Source organism: Methanolobus bombayensis (assembly GCF_017873415.1).
Lineage (GTDB): Archaea > Halobacteriota > Methanosarcinia > Methanosarcinales > Methanosarcinaceae > Methanolobus > Methanolobus bombayensis.
Genome location: NZ_JAGGKD010000021.1, coordinates 14,301 through 32,995, shown reverse-complemented (window position 1 = coordinate 32,995; position 18,695 = coordinate 14,301). Strand labels below are relative to the sequence as shown.

General features: G+C 41.5%; 21 protein-coding genes. 13 read left to right on the top strand and 8 right to left on the bottom strand.

Going from position 1 to position 18,695, the window contains the following annotated elements:
* Positions 1–220 precede the first annotated feature (220 nt).
* A complete protein-coding gene (dinB, locus tag J2746_RS13800; protein WP_245250185.1) occupies positions 221–1,309 on the bottom strand; it encodes a DNA polymerase IV in 1,089 nt (362 codons plus the stop codon).
* A 141-nt stretch (positions 1,310–1,450) separates the two neighbouring features.
* On the opposite strand from dinB, the gene J2746_RS13795 reads away from it, so the two are divergent.
* The 4 genes from J2746_RS13795 to dapB all read left to right on the top strand — a co-directional run bounded on the left by J2746_RS13795 (position 1,451) and on the right by dapB (position 3,749).
* Positions 1,451–1,738 carry a hypothetical protein gene (locus tag J2746_RS13795; protein ID WP_209622343.1) on the top strand — a complete coding sequence of 96 codons (288 nt, stop codon included), beginning with the start codon at positions 1,451–1,453 and terminating at the stop codon, positions 1,736–1,738.
* A gap of 127 nt (positions 1,739–1,865) precedes the next feature.
* Positions 1,866–2,060, top strand: coding sequence for a 30S ribosomal protein S17e (locus J2746_RS13790; protein ID WP_209622332.1), 195 nt, complete (start codon positions 1,866–1,868; stop codon positions 2,058–2,060).
* A 25-nt stretch (positions 2,061–2,085) separates the two neighbouring features.
* Complete coding sequence (dapA, locus tag J2746_RS13785; RefSeq protein ID WP_209622329.1) at positions 2,086–2,961, top strand: 4-hydroxy-tetrahydrodipicolinate synthase; 876 nt, start codon at positions 2,086–2,088, stop codon at positions 2,959–2,961.
* Positions 2,958–3,749 carry a 4-hydroxy-tetrahydrodipicolinate reductase gene (gene dapB, locus J2746_RS13780; protein WP_209622327.1) on the top strand — a complete coding sequence of 264 codons (792 nt, stop codon included), beginning with the start codon at positions 2,958–2,960 and terminating at the stop codon, positions 3,747–3,749. The genes dapA and dapB overlap by 4 nt, the downstream gene beginning before the upstream one ends.
* A gap of 204 nt (positions 3,750–3,953) precedes the next feature.
* On the opposite strand, the gene pyrI is transcribed toward dapB, so the two are convergent.
* The 3 genes from pyrI to J2746_RS13765 are packed head-to-tail and all read right to left on the bottom strand — an operon-like array spanning position 3,954 to position 5,851.
* Positions 3,954–4,424: an aspartate carbamoyltransferase regulatory subunit gene (gene pyrI, locus J2746_RS13775; protein ID WP_209622324.1), complete on the bottom strand. Its 471-nt coding sequence runs from the start codon at positions 4,422–4,424 to the stop codon at positions 3,954–3,956.
* The gene (gene pyrB, locus J2746_RS13770) at positions 4,421–5,347 is read right to left on the bottom strand and encodes an aspartate carbamoyltransferase (protein WP_209622322.1); all 927 of its coding nucleotides are present in this window, start codon (positions 5,345–5,347) and stop codon (positions 4,421–4,423) included. The genes pyrI and pyrB overlap by 4 nt, the downstream gene beginning before the upstream one ends.
* Positions 5,348–5,395: 48 nt before the next feature.
* On the bottom strand, positions 5,396–5,851 hold the full coding sequence (locus J2746_RS13765; protein ID WP_209622319.1) for a DUF5788 family protein: 456 nt from the start codon (positions 5,849–5,851) through the stop codon (positions 5,396–5,398).
* 77 nt (positions 5,852–5,928) lie between these two features.
* Here J2746_RS13765 and hxlA point away from each other — a divergent pair, with 77 nt between their 5' ends.
* From hxlA to J2746_RS14930, 3 genes are all read left to right on the top strand, one after another.
* Positions 5,929–7,227: a 3-hexulose-6-phosphate synthase gene (gene hxlA, locus J2746_RS13760; RefSeq protein WP_209622316.1), complete on the top strand. Its 1,299-nt coding sequence runs from the start codon at positions 5,929–5,931 to the stop codon at positions 7,225–7,227.
* A 1-nt stretch (position 7,228) separates the two neighbouring features.
* Complete coding sequence (locus J2746_RS13755) at positions 7,229–7,987, top strand: A24 family peptidase C-terminal domain-containing protein (RefSeq protein ID WP_209622313.1); 759 nt, start codon at positions 7,229–7,231, stop codon at positions 7,985–7,987.
* 82 nt (positions 7,988–8,069) lie between these two features.
* The gene (locus J2746_RS14930) at positions 8,070–8,195 is read left to right on the top strand and encodes a hypothetical protein (protein WP_280921250.1); all 126 of its coding nucleotides are present in this window, start codon (positions 8,070–8,072) and stop codon (positions 8,193–8,195) included.
* A 20-nt stretch (positions 8,196–8,215) separates the two neighbouring features.
* Here the strand turns inward: J2746_RS14930 and recQ are convergent, their stop codons facing one another.
* Positions 8,216–10,291, bottom strand: a complete 2,076-nt coding sequence (gene recQ, locus J2746_RS13750; RefSeq protein WP_209622307.1) for a DNA helicase RecQ — start codon at positions 10,289–10,291, stop codon at positions 8,216–8,218.
* Between the two features lie 458 nt (positions 10,292–10,749).
* Between recQ and guaA the strand changes: the two genes are divergently transcribed.
* On the top strand, positions 10,750–11,664 hold the full coding sequence (gene guaA / locus J2746_RS13745) for a glutamine-hydrolyzing GMP synthase (protein WP_209622304.1): 915 nt from the start codon (positions 10,750–10,752) through the stop codon (positions 11,662–11,664).
* Between the two features lie 36 nt (positions 11,665–11,700).
* Positions 11,701–12,741: an archaeosine biosynthesis radical SAM protein RaSEA gene (locus J2746_RS13740; RefSeq protein WP_209622301.1), complete on the top strand. Its 1,041-nt coding sequence runs from the start codon at positions 11,701–11,703 to the stop codon at positions 12,739–12,741.
* Positions 12,742–12,788: 47 nt separating this feature from the next.
* On the opposite strand, the gene argB is transcribed toward J2746_RS13740, so the two are convergent.
* Both argB and J2746_RS13730 read right to left on the bottom strand, forming a co-directional pair.
* Positions 12,789–13,682 carry an acetylglutamate kinase gene (gene argB / locus J2746_RS13735; protein ID WP_209622298.1) on the bottom strand — a complete coding sequence of 298 codons (894 nt, stop codon included), beginning with the start codon at positions 13,680–13,682 and terminating at the stop codon, positions 12,789–12,791.
* Between the two features lie 169 nt (positions 13,683–13,851).
* On the bottom strand, positions 13,852–14,142 hold the full coding sequence (locus tag J2746_RS13730) for a non-histone chromosomal MC1 family protein (RefSeq protein WP_209622294.1): 291 nt from the start codon (positions 14,140–14,142) through the stop codon (positions 13,852–13,854).
* A 428-nt stretch (positions 14,143–14,570) separates the two neighbouring features.
* Between J2746_RS13730 and mptA the strand changes: the two genes are divergently transcribed.
* Together mptA and J2746_RS13720 are read left to right on the top strand one after the other, a co-directional pair.
* Positions 14,571–15,527 carry a GTP cyclohydrolase MptA gene (mptA, locus tag J2746_RS13725; protein ID WP_209622291.1) on the top strand — a complete coding sequence of 319 codons (957 nt, stop codon included), beginning with the start codon at positions 14,571–14,573 and terminating at the stop codon, positions 15,525–15,527.
* 54 nt (positions 15,528–15,581) lie between these two features.
* The gene (locus J2746_RS13720) at positions 15,582–15,899 is read left to right on the top strand and encodes a DUF2098 domain-containing protein (RefSeq protein ID WP_342451853.1); all 318 of its coding nucleotides are present in this window, start codon (positions 15,582–15,584) and stop codon (positions 15,897–15,899) included.
* 29 nt (positions 15,900–15,928) lie between these two features.
* Here the strand turns inward: J2746_RS13720 and J2746_RS13715 are convergent, their stop codons facing one another.
* Complete coding sequence (locus J2746_RS13715; protein ID WP_209622288.1) at positions 15,929–16,870, bottom strand: nucleotidyltransferase domain-containing protein; 942 nt, start codon at positions 16,868–16,870, stop codon at positions 15,929–15,931.
* Between the two features lie 190 nt (positions 16,871–17,060).
* Here J2746_RS13715 and J2746_RS13710 point away from each other — a divergent pair, with 190 nt between their 5' ends.
* Both J2746_RS13710 and J2746_RS13705 read left to right on the top strand, forming a co-directional pair.
* Positions 17,061–18,251 carry a M20 metallopeptidase family protein gene (locus tag J2746_RS13710; RefSeq protein ID WP_209622285.1) on the top strand — a complete coding sequence of 397 codons (1,191 nt, stop codon included), beginning with the start codon at positions 17,061–17,063 and terminating at the stop codon, positions 18,249–18,251.
* Positions 18,248–18,694: a GNAT family N-acetyltransferase gene (locus J2746_RS13705; protein WP_209622281.1), complete on the top strand. Its 447-nt coding sequence runs from the start codon at positions 18,248–18,250 to the stop codon at positions 18,692–18,694. Before J2746_RS13710 ends, J2746_RS13705 begins: the two co-directional genes overlap by 4 nt.
* The last annotated feature ends 1 nt before the right edge of the window (position 18,695 follow it).

Below are 18,695 nucleotides of genomic sequence, written 5' to 3'. Positions count from 1 at the left end.
ACATTCTCTTAAGGTATTTCAAACATAATGCTTTGTGGACAAGCTATCAATCAATGATTGATAATCTACGACAAACAGGTTTGTTGATCGGAATCGTTCCCATCAGAATGATTACGAAATGAGACTTACACTCGTAGGAAGCTCCTTCCTCGACAGCCGAAGGCTGGCAGGGAGGGGTAGTTCACTTTTAGTTTATGATGTTAAAGATAAGTGTTCTTCTTCAGTAAAAATCACTCAAAAAGGTCTGTCTTTCATCAATTTTTTCTAGTTTTGTGACTCCGACTCCAAGTAACCTGAATCTGCCTTTTCCCATGAACTCTTCCATGAGTATCAGGGCATTCTTGGTGATAACTTCTTTATCGGTGGTCGCAGCAGTCAGAGTTTTTGCCCTTGTGTATGTCCTGAAATCCTCAAAACGCACCTTGATTGTCACAGTCCTGTATCTGAATCGTTTTTTCATCATTGATGTGTGCACTTTTTCCGTCAGTTCTCTGAAAACCTTTTCAATTGTACCAGGGTCAGATATGTCTTCATCAAACGTATCTTCGGTACTCACAGATTTTACTTCTTCTTTCTCCTTCACTTCCCGCATGTCAATACCGTTTGCAAGCTGGTGCATAACCACTCCGGATCTCCCAAATCGGGCTAGAAGTAGCTGTACATCACAGTTGGCAAGTTGTCCTACTGTTTCAATTCCCAATTCTTCCAGAATTGGCTGGGTTTTCTTACCTATTCCCGGTATTTTAGACACATGCATGGGGAACAGGAAATCGTGTATGTCCTCTGGTCTTACAACAGTCAGGCCATCAGGTTTGTTAAAATCGGATGCAATTTTTGCAATAACTTTGTTTGGTGCCACGCCTATGGAACATGTAAGTCCGTGGAGTCTTTTTATCTCGCTTTTTATCTTCTTTGCAAGTAAGATTGCCGATTCATAATCTGAAATCGATTCTCCAATGTCAAGATATGCCTCATCAACACTGACCTGCTGGAACCTGTCTGCAAAAATACGAAGTGTCTGCATTATCTCTGCCGATACTTCCTTGTAAAGCTTCATGTTGACCCTGAGATAAACTGCATCCGGGCATAGTTTGTAGGCTTTTGAGATTGCCATGCCGGAATGTATGCCGTATGCTCTTGCTTCATAAGAGCATGTGCTTGCAACTCCTCTGCCACTGCCTCCCTTCGGGTCTGATCCCACGACAACAGGCAGTCCTTCAAGTTCAGGCCTTTCCCTCACTTCCACTGAGGAGTAAAAGCTGTCCATGTCAATATGCATTGTGATTCTATCTCTTGCAGGTTTTTCCATTGAATCTCCATAAGTTTTTATTCAAATTCAGTTATATTTATGAACACGATTGGATATATCGTTTATTTGCTTATTGCTAACGGAACCCTGATATAATATCCGACCATGGCATTTATATTGAGTAATGTGCCTGGTGCAATCATGTATATCTATATCGCAATAGTTGCTTACGTAGTCATTCTTTTCCTTACTTTGAGAGATATCCGGATCTATAAAAGGACCAGAATTGAATCGTATCGCAAGGGTGCGGTCAAGGGTATACTTGCATCTACTCTTGCCCTTCTGGGAGTTCTGTTTGCAACATTTAATTCCAACCTGGGTCTTCTCGTTGTGCTTATTGGATTATTCATAAATCAAAAAGGTTCTCGTGAGCGTGTTTTCAAGGATGCGAAAGCCCTGGATCGTTTGCTGGGAAAAACAGATATATAATGAAGTATTCAGGTGCAGTTCCAGTAATCCAAAAGGTATAAATGTAAGGGTATTTATTATAACCCGATACGATTTACTACTATGTAGTTTCATCTAAATAATTGATTCATAATAATGGAGAATTATAATGGGAAATATTAGACAAACCAATATCAAGAGAATTGCAATTCGCTTAGCCGAAAACCATGGTGACGTATTTACAACAGACTTCGACACAAACAAGCACCTTGTGACAAAGTACACAACAATCGAGAGTAAAGTGATCAGAAACCGTGTAGCAGGCTACGTAACAAGAAAGATGACACATAGACCAAGAGAGTGAAGGTTTCTGGAGAGGGGATGTTCCCATGTTCGAAGGAGTTATGCCTGCTCTTGTAACGCCATTTACAAATGACAATTCCATTGATTCAGAAAGTTTCAGGAATATTGTCAACTATGTAGAGGAAGGTGGCGTTTCCGGAGTCGTTGCCTGTGGTACGACCGGTGAATCTGCAACATTATCGACCGCAGAACATAAAGAACTGATCAATCTTTGTATCGATTGTGCGAATGTTCCCGTTGTAGCGGGTACGGGTTCGAACAACACGGTTGAAGCAATTGAGCTTACTAAACACGCAGCCGACGTGGGAGCGGATGGCGCTCTTATTATATCCCCCTATTATACCCGACCCAATAATGCAGGGCTTATTGCTCATTTTAAGAAAGTGGCCGAATCTGCAGACATTCCTATTATATTATATAATGTTCCTTCCCGTACGGGACAGGACATGCCTCTGGAAGTCATCGTAGAACTTTCAAAGGTGGATAATATTGTTGCTGTAAAGGAAGCCAGCGGTGACCTTGGTAAACTTTCACAGATTATTGAGGAGACAACTGATGAGGATTTCAATGTTCTCTCCGGTGAGGACGGACTTACCTACCCTATATTTGCTTTGGGTGGGGCCGGTGTGATCTCAGTTGTTGCTAACATTGTTCCTGAAAAGATGGTAAAACTTTACGAGGCGGTAAATGCCGGTGACCTTAAAACAGCAAGGCAGCTTCATTTTGAGATGGCACCACTCATCCGTGCACTGTTCACAGAAACAAATCCAATTCCTGTGAAGCGTGCAGTTGAACTAATAGGTCTTTCAAGTGGAAACATAAGACTTCCTCTTGCTCCTCTGAGTGAAGAGAACAGCGTTACACTTGAGAATGCCCTTCGCAACCTGGGGTGCATTGCATGATCAATGTTGGTGTAACAGGCGCTTCTGGAAGAATGGGAAGGCTCATTATCGATAATATTCTCAGGTTCGATGACCTCAAATTAACATCAGCTTTTGATCTTATGAACGTAGGAAAGGATGTCGGCGAGGTAGCTCAGATAGGTTCTCTGGGAGTTGCTATATCAGATGTTGAAGATATGGAATCTGTTCTGAAGGAATCAAAAACCCAGGTGCTTATCGACTTTACAATTGCAGATGCAACTGCTGTAAACGCACCTAAGGCTGCATCAGCCGGTGTGAGTCTTGTAATAGGAACAACAGGTCTTTCCCCCGAACAGAAAAAGACAATTGAAGACTCAATTGCCAGTAACAATGTTGCAGGCATTATCTCTCCCAATTATTCAGTAGGAGTAAATGTATTCTTCAAAATACTTGCAGAAGCTTCCAAATATCTCGGTGATATGGACATAGAGATCATAGAAGCTCACCATATGCATAAGAAAGATGCACCAAGCGGAACAGCACTTGGAGCTGCAAAAATTATCAGTGAAGCTCTTGGTGGCAAGGAATTCGTGTATGGTCGCGAAGGTGTCGCACCTCGCGGAAAAGAAATCGGTATTCATGCCGTGCGTGGCGGAGATATAGTTGGAGATCACACTGTTCTATTTGCAGGTGATGGTGAGAGAATAGAGATTAAACACCAGGCACATTCAAGACAGGCTTTTGCAGGTGGTGCAGTTAAAGCAGCAGCCTGGATAGGCAAGGCCGAACCAGGGCTTTATACCATGCAGGATATTCTGGGACTTTAATCCCCGCTTTTTTTTGGGACATATGTGTTCATTTGTGGCGCAGTTTCAGACGTTTGTGCGCACAATGTGTAATGATAGATAATTAACAATGGCCAAAGATATTTTATATTTGTCTATATATAATATGTATTGTAGCATGTGAGCATTTGTTGCCATTGTTACTACCTCCAAACGTTTCTTCCTTTTTTTATTTTTTTCCCGGAATCATAGTAAATGCTCTGCAATATCTTCGGAAATTACTCTTCCACAATAATAGCATCTGAGTTTAAGGAATATGTTTTCGGTATCAACAGTAAACTTTGATGTGATGGGTTCATTGCTATTGGAAATGCAGTTAGGGTTTATACAACTTACAACACCCTCTACAAAAGAAGGTATGTGTACCTTGTACTTACTGGCAACATTGAAATCGCGTATTATATTAATAGTCGCATTCGGAGAAATAAGTGCTATCTTGTCAACCTCTTCCACATTAAGCTCGCGATTTTCGACCTTTACCACATCTTTTTTCCCATATCTTCCTTTGGAATTGATCACAACGCTCACAACTCCCTGTGATGAATCAGGAAGTCCGAGGATCTTCAGCACTTCCAGGGCTTTGCCTGCTGTGATATGGTCGATAACAGTACCATTTTCTATTCTGCGTACTCTGAGCTCTTTCTCAATATCGGTCATTCTATTGCTCCCAATACAAGTCCAAGTAATGCCATCCTCACAGGAACTCCGTAGAATGCCTGTTTAAAGTAGCACGCATGTGGTGTATCATCCACGTTATTATCTATTTCATTTACTCTGGGAAGTGGGTGCATTATCTTAAGTTCCGGTTTAGCACTTTTCAGTGTTTCTGTTGTGATCTTAAGTTTGTTAGCGACTTTGCGGTATTCAGCAGGATCAGGGAATCTTTCTTTCTGAATACGTGTCATGTAAAGCACATCAACATCACTGATGGCCTCTTCAATTGAATCCACTTCTTTGATCTTCGCTCCCCTTGCGGTAATATCATTGATAATCTCATCCGGCATACGCAGCTCTTTAGGGGATGTCAGGGTTATCTGTGCACCATAAAGTGATAGTGCGTAACATAATGAGTGGACGGTTCTTCCGTACTTGAGATCTCCTGCCAGGGCAATCTTTAGATTTTCAAGTTGGCTTTCGCGTTTGATAGTGTAAAGGTCAAGTAGTGTCTGAGTAGGGTGATGCCCTGCACCGTCACCGGCATTAAGTATTGGTACCCTGGAAAACTCAGATGCAAGATGCGCTGCTCCTTCTTTCGGGTGTCTAAGAACGATAGCATCCACATAACCGTCAACAACTCTGATAGTATCTGCAAGAGTTTCTCCTTTAGCAATGGAACTGGCATCAACCGATCCAAGGTTCAAAACATCTCCTCCAAGTCTCAGCATTGCAGTTTCAAAGGACATTCTTGTCCTTGTACTTGGTTCAAAAAAAAGAACTGCAAGAATCTTTCCGGAAAGCAGGTCAGACCTCTGTTCTCCGCGTGCAATCGGTTCCATTTTTTCAGCAGCAGTAAGTATATGGTCGATCATCTCTCTGGAGAACTCTCTCATGGAAATGACAGGTTGGTCCTTAAATTTCATCGACTACTAAAGGCATTACATGGGATATAATATTTGCCTGCTCAGAGCCTACCTTTTGTCTTTGCATTTTTCTTTTATATCTTCTGCAAGACTATCCCATTCACTGGTATCTACATCATCACATATTTGTCTGTTCTTGAAAATAGCTTTTCTTTTTGAAGATATAGTTAATTCCCTGAGGTCCATGATGGCTCTTCTTATGCCAGCTGCCTTTTCGAAGATATCATTTGCATCTTCGCAACTGATGTGTTCGTTCTCAAGGCGCTCCTCATACTCTTTCTCTTTAGAAGATAACATTTCCAGAAGCTTGTCAATATTTTTGATGTCTTCTTTGTCAAGTTCAGGTTTGTTGACAATTTCCCATACAATTTCGTGAAGGTGAACTTGTTCCCCACTGACCTTTACTTCATAAGGTATTTCCTCTCCTACCCAGAAAAGACTACTGTGAAGGCGTTTCAATAATTTCTCTCTGTCACGCTTTGATATCTCGCCATTTTCCTTCATTTTATCTCCTGAATTCTACAATGTTAATTTTTACGTGATTAAATTTATAGGTTTTCAAGTATTTTAGTAGTGTAACTATGTCTAAAGATGATCGTGCCAAAGCAATTATTCAGGTAGCCCTTGATATCCTGGAAACCGACAGGGCGATACAGATAGCAAAAGAATCCCTTGAAGGGGGTGCAGACTGGCTTGAGGCTGGGACTCCCCTTATCAAAAGTGAGGGAATGGATGTAATCAGGAAATTGAGAGAATCCTTTCCTGAGAGGACAATTATTGCCGATATGAAAATAGCTGACACCGGTGCCATGGAAGTTGAAATGGGTGCAAAGGCCGGTGCTGATATTTTAGTTGTGCTTGCAAGTGCAGATGATTCTACCATACTTGAGTCTGTACGTGCGGCCAGAAAATACGGAGCAAAGATCATGGCCGACCTGATCTCTGCAAATGAGCCCGTTACCCGCAGCATGGAACTGGAAAAGCTGGGTGTGGATTATATCAACGTACATGCAGGAATCGACCAGCAGATGGAGGGGCTTGACTCCCTTGCTATCATGAAAGAGGTAGTTAAAAAGGTCAACATTCCTGTTGCCATAGCAGGTGGTCTGGATGCATCTTCATGTGCCGAAGCTGTGAAAGCCGGTGCTGATATTGTGGTTGTCGGAGGAAACATTGTTCGCTCATCAGATGTTGTTGCCTCTGCAAAAGCTATCAGAGAAAGTGTGGATTCACTTTCAGTTGAAACAATTGAAAAAATGAGCCGTGACGAAGAGATAAAGACAATACTGGAAACAGTTTCTACTTCCAATATTTCCGATGCCATGCATAGAAAAGGTGCCATGCAGGATATATTCCCGGTGTTTCAAGGCAAAAAGATGATTGGCACTGCAGTTACCGTTCAGACTTTCAAAGGAGACTGGGCCAAAGCTGTTGAGGCTATCGATGAAGCAAAAGAGGGAGATGTGATTGTAATCTATAACGGAAGCAGGCATGTAGCTCCATGGGGCGGACTTGCAACACTTAGTTGCCTTAATAAAGGAGTTTCCGGTGTGGTTATTGACGGGGCAGTAAGGGATATCGATGAAATCCGCAAAATAGGATTGCCTGTTTTTGCTACCTGCCATGTGCCAAATGCAGGGGAACCCAAAGGCTTTGGTGAGATCAATTCAGAAATTGTTTGCGGAAATCAGACTGTAAACCCTGGTGACTATATTGTGGGTGATGATAGCGGAGTTGTTGTTATTCCGAAGGACCGGGCCTATGAGATCGCAAGACGTGCTAAAGAGGTTGAAAAGACCGAGCAGCGTCTATTTGAGGAGATTCGCAGGGGTGCGACATTATCTGAGGTCATGAAACTTAAGAAATGGGAGAAACACTGAAATGATCGAATTATTAAAAGTGCTTGCATGCATGCCTTTCTTGTTATATTCCTGCTACTCGGACATCAAAACCCGACGTGTTTCCAATGATGTCTGGTTTATGATGTTCGGTGTGGGATTTATATTTATAATGTATGATCTGATGACCTATGGTCTTCCGTATTTGATGCGCAACGTACTGTCCTTCCTGTTCATATTTGCCTTTGTGTACATACTTTTCCAGTTAGGAGCTTTCGGAGGCGCCGATGCCAAGATCCTTATGGTTATTTCACTAATTATACCTACTTTCCCGACAATCGAAATTGGATCAACTTCCCTTCCTGTCAACGGGGTACCGTTCATCAATCTTTTTGCTTTCAGCGTGTTCGGAAATTCTGTGATTCTCACTGTAATAGTTCCAATAGGATTATTCCTATACAACCTGATAAAGAATCCATCGGAATCCCTTAAACGACCGCACTATATGTTCATAGGATACCTCACTCCTATATCGAAACTTCAAAAGGGACATTTCCGCATGCTTGATTCGTACAGCAGAACAAAGGATGGGGTAGACTTCAGGTTTACAAGGTCAGGAACAGAGATCACATCTGAAGTAATTTCGGAACTTAAAAAATTACAACAGGAAGGTAAGGTTAAGGATGGTGTGTGGATAACTCCCGGACTTCCATTCATGATACCAATAACAGCTGGTTTTCTCACAGCAGTGATATTTGGCGACCTTATTTTCTACATAACCATGCAATTCATGCTGATGTGAATTGCTTTTCTATTTTTTCTAAAATCTTTTTGCATCAGGTTTTAATATCGTTTCTTTCAAATTATTAACTGGAGATGGCTCCATGGAAGAAAAGAAACCTGAAGACAAAAAGCACAATAAAGATGAAAAGAAGGCAAAGGTAAACCCAATTCATCCGGGTGATCAGAGAGTTCGTCCGAAAAGACACCTGCTGGATACCTGTGAATAATATCTCGGATAATCGGTCTGTCATTCCTTTTTGATAATTGACTGGTAGACTTCCCTTATTTCCTCATCGGAATAAGTTCCATCCAGTTTATCTCTTATACTTCTTATCAGATCGTCTTCCAGTTCATCCAGTGCTCTGAGCACAATTTCTTTTTTAAGAGCTGGTTTTGGGTTGCCGGATTTAGAGCTTTTTGCGCTCTTTTTCTTGCTGGCAGTTGCTTCGGATATAGCTTTTTTGTTGCTTTTCCCTCCTAAGTCCTGAGTCTCTGAATGTTCAGATATCTTTTTTAGGAATCTTTCTCCGTATTTTTTGAGCTTATACTCACCAACTCCTGTAATCTTAAGCATCTCTTCTTTTGTGGCCGGTTTCCTTGCAGCCATCTGGCGGAGACTGGTGTCAGCAAATATGATATAAGGTGGAACGTCCTGCATCTGTGCCAGAGAAATACGCAGTTCTTTCAGTTTATCAAAAAGAACTTTGTCAGGGTCATCACTTATCCTGCGGTGCAGAGTCGGTGGGCATTGTTCATCGTCGTAATTTTCCGTAATGTTTTCGTTGACCGGCTCATAATCATCCAGTCCATCATCAACTTTTCGAATAAATGAAACTGTTCTTTTGCCGTCCAGAACATCAATACTCTTCTTGTTAAGTTTGAGCAAAGGATAACGTGCACCCTCTACCTTGATAACATCCTGTCTGACCATCTCTCTTGCCATTTCAAGCCATTCATTCTTTGAATGCGAATCTCCCTGGCCGTAACTTCTGAGCAGATGGTGTTTTTTATCTGTTACTTTCTTTGCGCGGCTGCCGGTAAGCACATCAACAACATGGGTCATACCAAATCTCTGGTTCAGGTCCTGGATGCATTTTATGATCAATCTGGCTTCTGATGTCCCATCCACCTCTATACGTGGCTGGAGGCAGACGTCACATTTGCCGCAGTTATCCTCAGATGTTTCTTCTCCAAAGTACCTGAGCAACACCTTCCTGCGGCAGGTATTACTCTCACAGTAGTCCACCATGTCATTGAGTTGCTTAATAGCAATGTCTCTCTCTTCTTTTTTGTTCTTCTGTTTGACGAAATACTCGATCTTATACTTGTCACCGCGGCTGAAAAACAGTATACATTCACACTCAAGTCCGTCTCGTCCTCCTCTTCCTGTTTCCTGATAGTATCCTTCGAGGTTCTTGGGCAGGTCATAATGTATCACAAAACGGACATTGGGTTTGTCGATCCCCATTCCAAAAGCAATGGTGGCAACCACAATGTCAGCCCTGTCCTTGATGAACATTTCCTGGTTCTTTGCTCGCTGAAGATCAGTCAGTCCTGCATGATATGATAGTGCGTTGAATCCATCCTTGCGAAGTTTCTTTGTCAGGCTGTCCACTGTCCTGCGGCTCTGACAATAAATAATTCCACTTTCTCCTTTCTTTTTTCTCAGATATTGAAGGAGATTATTGTATGTGTCTTTCTTGGTCCGCACCCTGTAAAACAGATTCTGCCGGTTGAAGCTGGCAATATACACTCCACATCCATTGATACCGAGTTGTTCTATGGCATCTTCTCTGACTTTTGGAGTAGCAGTTGCAGTCAGCGCAATAATGGGGACATCGGGGAATTTTTTCTTCAGGAAATTGAGTTTGCGGTATTCAGGTCTGAAATCGTGTCCCCATTCTGATATGCAGTGACTCTCATCAATGGCAAAAAGACTTACATCCAGACTTTTCAGAAGTGTGATGGTTCCTGACATTGTAAGTCTTTCAGGTGCCACATAGAGTATTTTTATCTCTCCTCTTTTCAGTTCTTCGTAGATTTTTCTTGATTCTGCAGGTTTTAATGTGCTGTTAAGATATGCGGCATCAATGCCATTCTCTTTAAGACTGTCCACCTGATCCTTCATGAGTGAGATAAGAGGGGATACAACTACTGTAATTCCTTCCTTAAGCAAAGCCGGAAGCTGGTAACAAAGGGATTTACCTCCTCCGGTGGGCATCAGAACAAAAGTATCCTGGTCATTGAGCACATCATTGATTATTTCCTTTTGTAAAGGACGAAAATCAGAATATCCAAAATACTTGCGGAGAGTTTCGTGCATCTTTAGACCATAGTTGTTTTTCCTGAATATATGTTACCGGTGTATTTAGTCTTCAGGTGTGCAGGGTGAAAGTATTCTAAAGCATATTTCGAAAAATATTATGAATTAACAATAGTAAAAAAGAATGATTTCAGTGGGATAAGAGGAGGGTATGCTCTCTCTGAAACCATTCTTTACTTTATTGTTTTCTGCGTTGCATTATAAGCTTAAATAAGAGTTGGCCATATCATGTCCATTCTTTAATATTACCACTATGATCTCCAGCAATATATTAAAATATGAAACTATGTTCAGCAATAATTATTCATAGTAATTTCCATTGATTTAATAAATGGATTTTTTGTGATCCTGTGAAACTTTTCTCCGGTAAGGCTCATATCACCGGGCGAGCATTAATATGTACGAAACACTATTTCAGGGTAAAATCTCTATTAAACTTATATTCGGAGTTCTCATTCATGGTAAAAGTAGACAAATTCATTCCTAGAGCAATAGACAAAATCCAGGCCCAGGTCGATGGTAAAGCCATCATAGCACTCTCCGGTGGTGTTGACAGTTCTGTCTGTGCAATACTTGCACACCGTGCCATCGGTGACAAACTCACTCCAATTTACATTGATACAGGTCTCATGCGCAAAGGTGAAACTGAAAGGATAAAAGAAATCTTCTCTGATATGAATCTTGAGGTCGTTGATGCAAAGGAGCGTTTCCTCTCAGCACTTGAAGGTGTAGAGGATCCTGAAGAGAAACGTAAGGCAGTTGGTGAGACCTTTATTCGGGTTTTCGAGGAAGAAGCAAAATTACTCCAGGCCGAATACCTCATTCAGGGAACCATATATCCTGACAGGATCGAATCAGAAGGCGGTATCAAGTCACATCACAATGTAGGAGGTCTTCCTTCTGTTGTGGATTTTAAGGCAATCGTAGAACCTATAGACGACCTGTACAAGGATGAGGTTCGTGAAGTTGCCCGTGCACTTGACCTTCCGCATGAAATATCCGAAAGGATGCCATTCCCTGGTCCCGGTCTTTCTGTAAGGATCGTTGGTGAGGTTACCGAGGAGCTTGTTGAAGCTGTAAGGGAAGCAAACGCGATCGTTGAGGAAGAGCTTGTTGAGCAGTTCCACCCATGGCAGACCTTTGCTGCAATTGTCGGTAAGGGAACCGGTGTGAAAGGTGATGTCAGAGTTCACGGCTGGATAGTTGCTGTAAGGGCAGTGGGTTCAAGGGATGGAATGACTGCAGAGGCAATGGAACTTCCATGGAATGTTCTCAGGAAGATAGAGTCAAGGATCACCGCTGAGATTCCTTCCGTTGCAAGGGTGCTTTATGACCTTACACCAAAACCACCTGCAACAATTGAGTTCGAGTAATTATTACAATTATTAAAATAAATCAGAGCAAGACAAATGTCACTTAACAAAGCAGTTCTTGATATCCGCAATCGTCAGAGGGTTAAACCCTCCCCTTTTGATGTGCCTGCAGCCTCATGGACTGGCAGGGATGTTATCGAAAGCGGTGAAATAGACACAATCACTGTCATCTTCAAAACATCAGGATGCTGGTGGGGCAAGGCTGGCGGCTGTACCATGTGCGGTTATGTTTATGACAGTGCGCAGGGCAGTCCTTCAGACGATGACCTGATGGCCCAGCTTGAAAAAGCAATGAGAAAGGTTTCAGATCTTGACCGTTTTATGGTCAAGATATTCACATCCGGGAGCTTCCTTGATACTAAGGAGATCCCACTTGAAGTAAGACATAGGATACTTGAAGAACTGGATAGTGATGAAAGGATTATCAAAGTACTGGCAGAGACCCGTCCGGAATTTGTGACCAAAGAGAATGTCAGGGATTGTGTTTCAACTCTTAAAAATACGGACTTTGAAGTTGCAATGGGACTTGAGACAAGCTCTGATGTCATACGCAAGCAATCTATCAATAAAGGATTTACTTTCCGGAACTTTGTTGATGCTGCAAAAGCAGCAAAGGAAAATGGTGCAACTGTAAAATCATATCTGATGCTAAAGCCACCATTTCTGTCTGAGAAAGAGGCACTTGAGGATATTGTACAAACTATCCATGATGCAGCTGAGTACACTGACACTTTTTCGATCAATCTCTGTAATGTCCAGCGTGGTACATACGTTGAACATCTGTGGGACAGGAAACAATATCGTCCACCATGGCTCTGGAGTATTGTAGATATTCTTCAGAGAACTAAGAAAGAGTTCCCTGATATGATAATCACATCCGATCCTGTAGGTGCAGGTTCAAAAAGAGGACCGCATAATTGCAGGGAATGCAGTCATACTGTTGCAGATGCTATCAGGTTGTTCTCCCTGACGCAGGATCTCTCATGTTTTGAGCACCTGTCCTGTGATTGTATGGATCTCTGGGAGCAGGTTCTGGAGCTGGAAGATCATACCTTCGGCAGTCCGATCCTTGATTGAATTTTGTTTAAATTAAATAATTAAAATTTAAATTTGAAGATGAGTTTTCACTCATCCCCTCTTTTAAAGACCATTGTGCCAATTCCGGTGTCAGTGAACAACTCAAGTAATATTGAGTGGGAAACACTTCCATTGATAATGTGTATCTTTTCGACACCACTTGTAACTGATGTTGCGGCACTTCTCATTTTAGGTATCATGCCGCCGGATATAAGTCCGCTGTCAACCATGTCCTCAATATCTTCAATTGCTACTCTTGATATACGTGAGCTTCTGTCATTAACGTCTTTCAGAAGCCCGGGGACATCTGTCATTAATATGAGTTTTTTAGCTTTTAGTGCAGCAGCTATATCACCTGCCACAGTATCTGCATTTATGTTCAGTGCTTTTCCATTGACATCCATAGCGATTGGTGAAATTACCGGAATGTAGTCTTCTTTTACGAGTATATTGATAAGCTCTGTGTTGATTATCTCTGTGTCACCAACCCATCCAAGATCTACTTCATGTTCCACATCTTCGATCATGACCTTCTGGGATGGCTTCTTCTTGGCTATGATGGTCTTCCCGTCCTTGCCTGAAAGTCCTACTCCTTTTCCACCGTGTTTGCCTATGAGTGCAACTATTTCCGTATTGATATTTCCCACAAGGACCATGCGCGCTATCTCGAGAGTTTCATCGTCTGTTACTCTCAGACCCCCTACAAACTGGGATTCCTTGCCCATACGTTTCATTTTTTCTGAAATCTCGGGTCCTCCTCCGTGTACAATAATGGGATGTATTCCAATAAATCTCAAAAGGACCACATCTTTTATGATATCACTCATTACTTCAGGATTGACCATTGCGTGACCACCTACTTTGATCACCATAATGGAGTCATAAAAATCCCTTATGTATGGTAACGCTTCGATCAGTACATTCTCTCGATTAAGTGTCATGATGTTAACCTGTGATTATTTCTATGTCCGACAATCATTATATGATAGCTGGAGCTCTCTACCAGTATGTCCAGTAGATTTAAAAATTGTTTCATCTAAGAAAAATAGTTAATATTCAGGGAATAGGAAAGTAAACAAAAAGACCCATAATATGGGTCCTTTATGATAATCAGACCTTCTCGAGTTTTTCAATACCGACTTTCTTTACGAATGGCTTGTTGATCTTGTCAGGCATCCAGTCAGGTTTGTTCTTTGGAGCGTTGACCACTTCTTTCCATCCCTTGAATACGTGTACTTTCTTTGTTCCACGCTCACGAAGCCTGATCTCTTCTGGCTTTGATTTCTTTCCTTTACCTCTGTTTGCCACCTTCAAAGCTGCCTGTCTTGGCTGCTTTCCAGTGAATACCCCGTGCTCATTTCCTTTCTTGTCTCTTAACACAAAATTTCTTGTTTCAGACATGATGTCACCTCGTAATCATTATGCGATTACATCTGCTATCCGTATTTAGTATATAAGGTATATATATTTTTCTTTTAATGTTGGCTTTTGTTCTCGTTTTATGGTATTTCTTGTATTTTGGGGCAATTATTAAGACTGAATATGGGTGTATTATTATATAATTTTGAATAAGTAGCAATAGATTTGGAGCGATATGTGGCAACATGTCAAGTAAACTTGTTTTGTAATCTAATGGTTTTTTATACCATTTATGGTATCAGTTGGAATATTAAATATTATCTGCTACTTTTTCTCTTATTTTTATTATCCCGGAAGTCTAACACAACATTTACATGTAATGACTCCCTTTCAGCATGATATAATTACTATCCGGTATCTGCATTTGCAGAACGGATCCTCATCCTTCATTTGATTTTAGAGGTATAATTATGGAAGTCCCGGTTGTCAAATTACCAGATATACAGGCTAACAAGCCCCAAATACCCATTAACCTGACACGTGTCGGTGTTACCAACGTTAAAAAACTCGTACAGATAAAAAGGAGGGATAAACGTCCGGTTATCCTTATATGTACTTTTGATATTTTCGTAGACCTCCCTTCACACCTGAAAGGCGCGAATCTTTCACGCAACTTTGAGGCAGTGGATGAAGTTCTTGAAAAAGCAGTCAACATGCCTGTTTATGAGATAGAGCAGCTTTGCAGTGATGTTGCCCAGAGCCTTTTAAAGCGTCATGAATACGCAACACGAGCAGAAGTGATTCTGAAAAGTGAATATGTTCTCAAAAGAGAATCCCCTTCAACAAAGATGGAATGCCAGGAAGTAGTGGACATTTTCGCAGAGGCAATTGCAATGCGCGATGACGTGGACAATATGAAGGTCAAGAAACTCATTGGTGCAGAAGTTGTGGGGATGACCGCATGTCCATGCGCTCAGGAGATCATGCGGGACAACGCACGACATGAGCTGGAAAATATCGGTGTCGATAACAAGCACATTGCAGAGTTCCTTCACAGGGTCCCTATGGCAACACATAACCAGCGTGGACGTGGAATAATCTCGATCGAGGTTGTTGGAAATGTTTTTGTCTCACTTGAGAAGATCATTGAGATAATTGAAAAATCAATGAGTGCAAGTGTATTTGAACTTCTTAAGAGGGCGGATGAAGCAAATGTTGTCCAGACTGCCCATAACAATCCTAAGTTCGTGGAGGATTGTGTGAGAACAATGGCAAAGAATGTTGTCAAGGACTTTGAACACCTTCCTGATGGGGCGGTTGTAACTATTAAGCAGATAAATGAAGAGAGTATTCACAGGCATAATGCCTTTGCAGAAAGGGTTGCAAGTCTTGGTGACCTGCGTCTGGAGATATCTCAGGATGCTTAACTATTAATGTCAGGTTCCATATATCTTCAGAAGTAAGATTACAGGAGTTATATCGTGGAAGATTCAGAAAAGATCGAAGCTCTGAGCATGGATGGCGATCCTGTTGAAGTGGGATCTGTTGTCAGGTACATAAATACAGGTACTGTGGGCAGGGCTATTGAACTAAAAAAAGATGAAGAAGGTATCTGGGTAGTTATTGACAGTACAGGCCTTTTTTACAAACCAGAGACACTTGTAATCGCTGATGAAAGCGAACTGAAAGGAGAAATGAAGGAACGCACTTCTGCAGAAGCTGCGGAATCCTATATGCGCTCTTATGGTGCCGAAAATGAGGCTGGTTATGATATCAGCCAGGTAACAGGCGGTGGCTAAACCGCCTTAATGTATTTTTAATTTTGTTTTCAGATATATCCTTCATTTTCAAGCAGTGTCAGTGAACGGATCCACTCACCTTTTGGCTCTCTTGAAGTTCCGACCACGAGCCTTTTAATACCGCCTACCTTTTCCACAACACCCTGTGCTTCGATAGTTTCTCCCTCAAGAGCCTGTCCTGCATATGTATGTGTGTATGAGAGCACATGATCTATATCCGGGTGATCTACTTTGTACACTGAAGGTGCATCAAACGCAAGATCAGCATTTGTGACCTTTGCTTCTATCTTCATAGTACCAATATCTTCGCCTCTGCGGGTAGGTTCTTTGATCTGTTCCCAGTCCCTGACAAAAAGAAGATCAAAATAAGTTCCTTCGACCATTCCGCGATTCCCTTTTCTTTTTTCATGGACCATGAATTCTTCAAATGGGATCTCAGGGATTCGTTTGTTGTATATGCGTTTCCACATATTCTCATCAATATCCTCAATGGGTCCGCCTTCTGACTTTGCTTTTGCAATGGCATCCCTGGCAATGAACCATTGTTCTCCGTAAACCACAAAATCAATATCTGACCCTTCGTTCTGGAGCCCCGGCAGGAGTGAACCTGTAATTCCCATCATATCTCTTGGAATACCTGCTTTTTTAAGTGTATCAACGACAACTGTCACTCTGTTGTCAACACCGTACCATTTTTCTATTGCACTTGAGGGTGGAAGTATTTTCTTGATCTGGTCTTCAGGAACTACGTGTACATCCTCTACCCACTCCGGTCGGTTCTGACGCATAAAGTCAAAAGCAACATCAAAATCATATTTCTTGTAGCGTCTGCCTTCAAGCTCACGCTCTCCATTCTCATCAGGTACGTATCTCATTGTTGACCTGATGCCATGGGGGTGGAAATAATCTGAAACTGCAAAGATCCAGTCATCTTTTGTTACAAGGAAATCCCTGAGTCGTGTTTTAGTCATATTTAGCCTTCCTGTTAGTATTCAACTCTGTACAGGTAATTGCCTTTTAACATAAAAATAATACTGACTTAAATTGTTATGTCTACATTTTTCCGGATCGTATTCTTATATTATACTTCCGCAACATGTTTATCTGTACGTCTGACTTATCTATTGTCAATTTACAGCATTCGAAGAATGGTGATATGATTTGCAATCATTTGAAAAATGGGTGCGTGATGTCCGAAGGGAATTTCACAGAAATCCTGAACTCAGTTTTGATGAACATTGTACTCAGTCAAGGATAATGTCCATACTGGGGGAACTCGGGATAAGTTGCAGGAAAATAGCTGATACAGGCGTGATAGCAGAAGTAAGAGGTCTTTCTCCGGGTCCGTGTATTGCAATACGCTCTGATATTGATGCCCTTGCAGCACATGAGGTACTTTCTCCCAGAAATGAGGATTATATCTCCCGGAATCCGGGTGTCATGCATGCATGTGGACATGACGGGCACATGGCCATTGTTCTGGGTGTCGCCCGGCTGATGATAGAAAGGCAAAAAGAAATATGTGGGACTGTGAAGTTCATTTTCCAGCCGGCTGAAGAAGTTCCTCCCGGTGGTGCGATCAGGGTTATTGAGGAAGGTGGCCTTGAAGATGTAGATTGTATAATTGGGCTGCACATTTTCGGTGATGTGGACATTGGTAGGATCAATGTTCGTGCAGGTCCTCTGATGGCAAGTTCGAATCGCTTTACCTTAAAGATATTTGGAAAAGGTGGTCACCATGCAACACCTGATATGTGTATTGATCCCATACAGATCGCTGCTGAATTCATATCTTCTTTAAAGCCTGCCGTTTCTCAGAAAGTGGATACTTCTGATCATGTGCTTGGATTTGGTATGGTGGATAGTGGTAAGCAATTCAACAGATCTCCGGATGAGCTTGAACTTGTGGGTAGCTTCAGGACATTTGATGAAAATGATATTGATACTATAGAACAGGTTATGATCAATCTGCTTGATTCATTTATGAATTCATATTCAAAGGAGGACATAGCAGGATTTCCTTTCTATGAGCTGGATGTGTATCGTGGCTATCCTGTTCTATACAACGATCCGTTTTTCACGGAAAAAGCCTGTAGATTGCTAAAAACCAAATTTGAATATGTAAATGCTCATGCTGATCCTATTTTCGGAGCAGAGGATTTTGCATATTACCTGCAGGAAATTCCGGGGATGTATACAATAATCGGAACACGAAATGTGGCAAAAGGGATAGTTGAAGTAAATCATTCATCAAGTTTTGATATCGATGAAGATATCCTTCTTACAGGAGTGGATTTACTTTACTCTCTGGCAATGGATTTCCTGAAAAACCCGGGAGAATATCTTGAATGAAAATAGTATCATTCTCGCCTGAGTATTCCTCTGCTGCGAGATTATTTGTATTAGATGTTCTTTCTGGTGAAGGTTTTGGCTATGATCCTTTAAAAGATTCTGATCTGGTTGATATTCCCGGGAATTATCCTGAAAAAAGAGGTGCATTTTTTCTGTGTCTTATGAATGGGGATATTGTGGGTACATCCGCAGTTAAGTATCTGGATTCTGACACCTGTGAGATAAAAAGGTTCTATGTCAGAAAAGATTGTCGTGGCAAAGGAATTGGTTTTAGTATGTTCCAAAAGGCGTTGGAATATGCAGAAGAAAATTTTACCCGTGCAAAGCTGAAAACAGATTCTACTTTGAAGACAGCCATCTCTATTTATCTTAAAAATGGTTTTTCAATTGTGAATGAAGGGGGTGGAACTGTTTATTTTGAAAAATACCTGCAATCAAAATAAA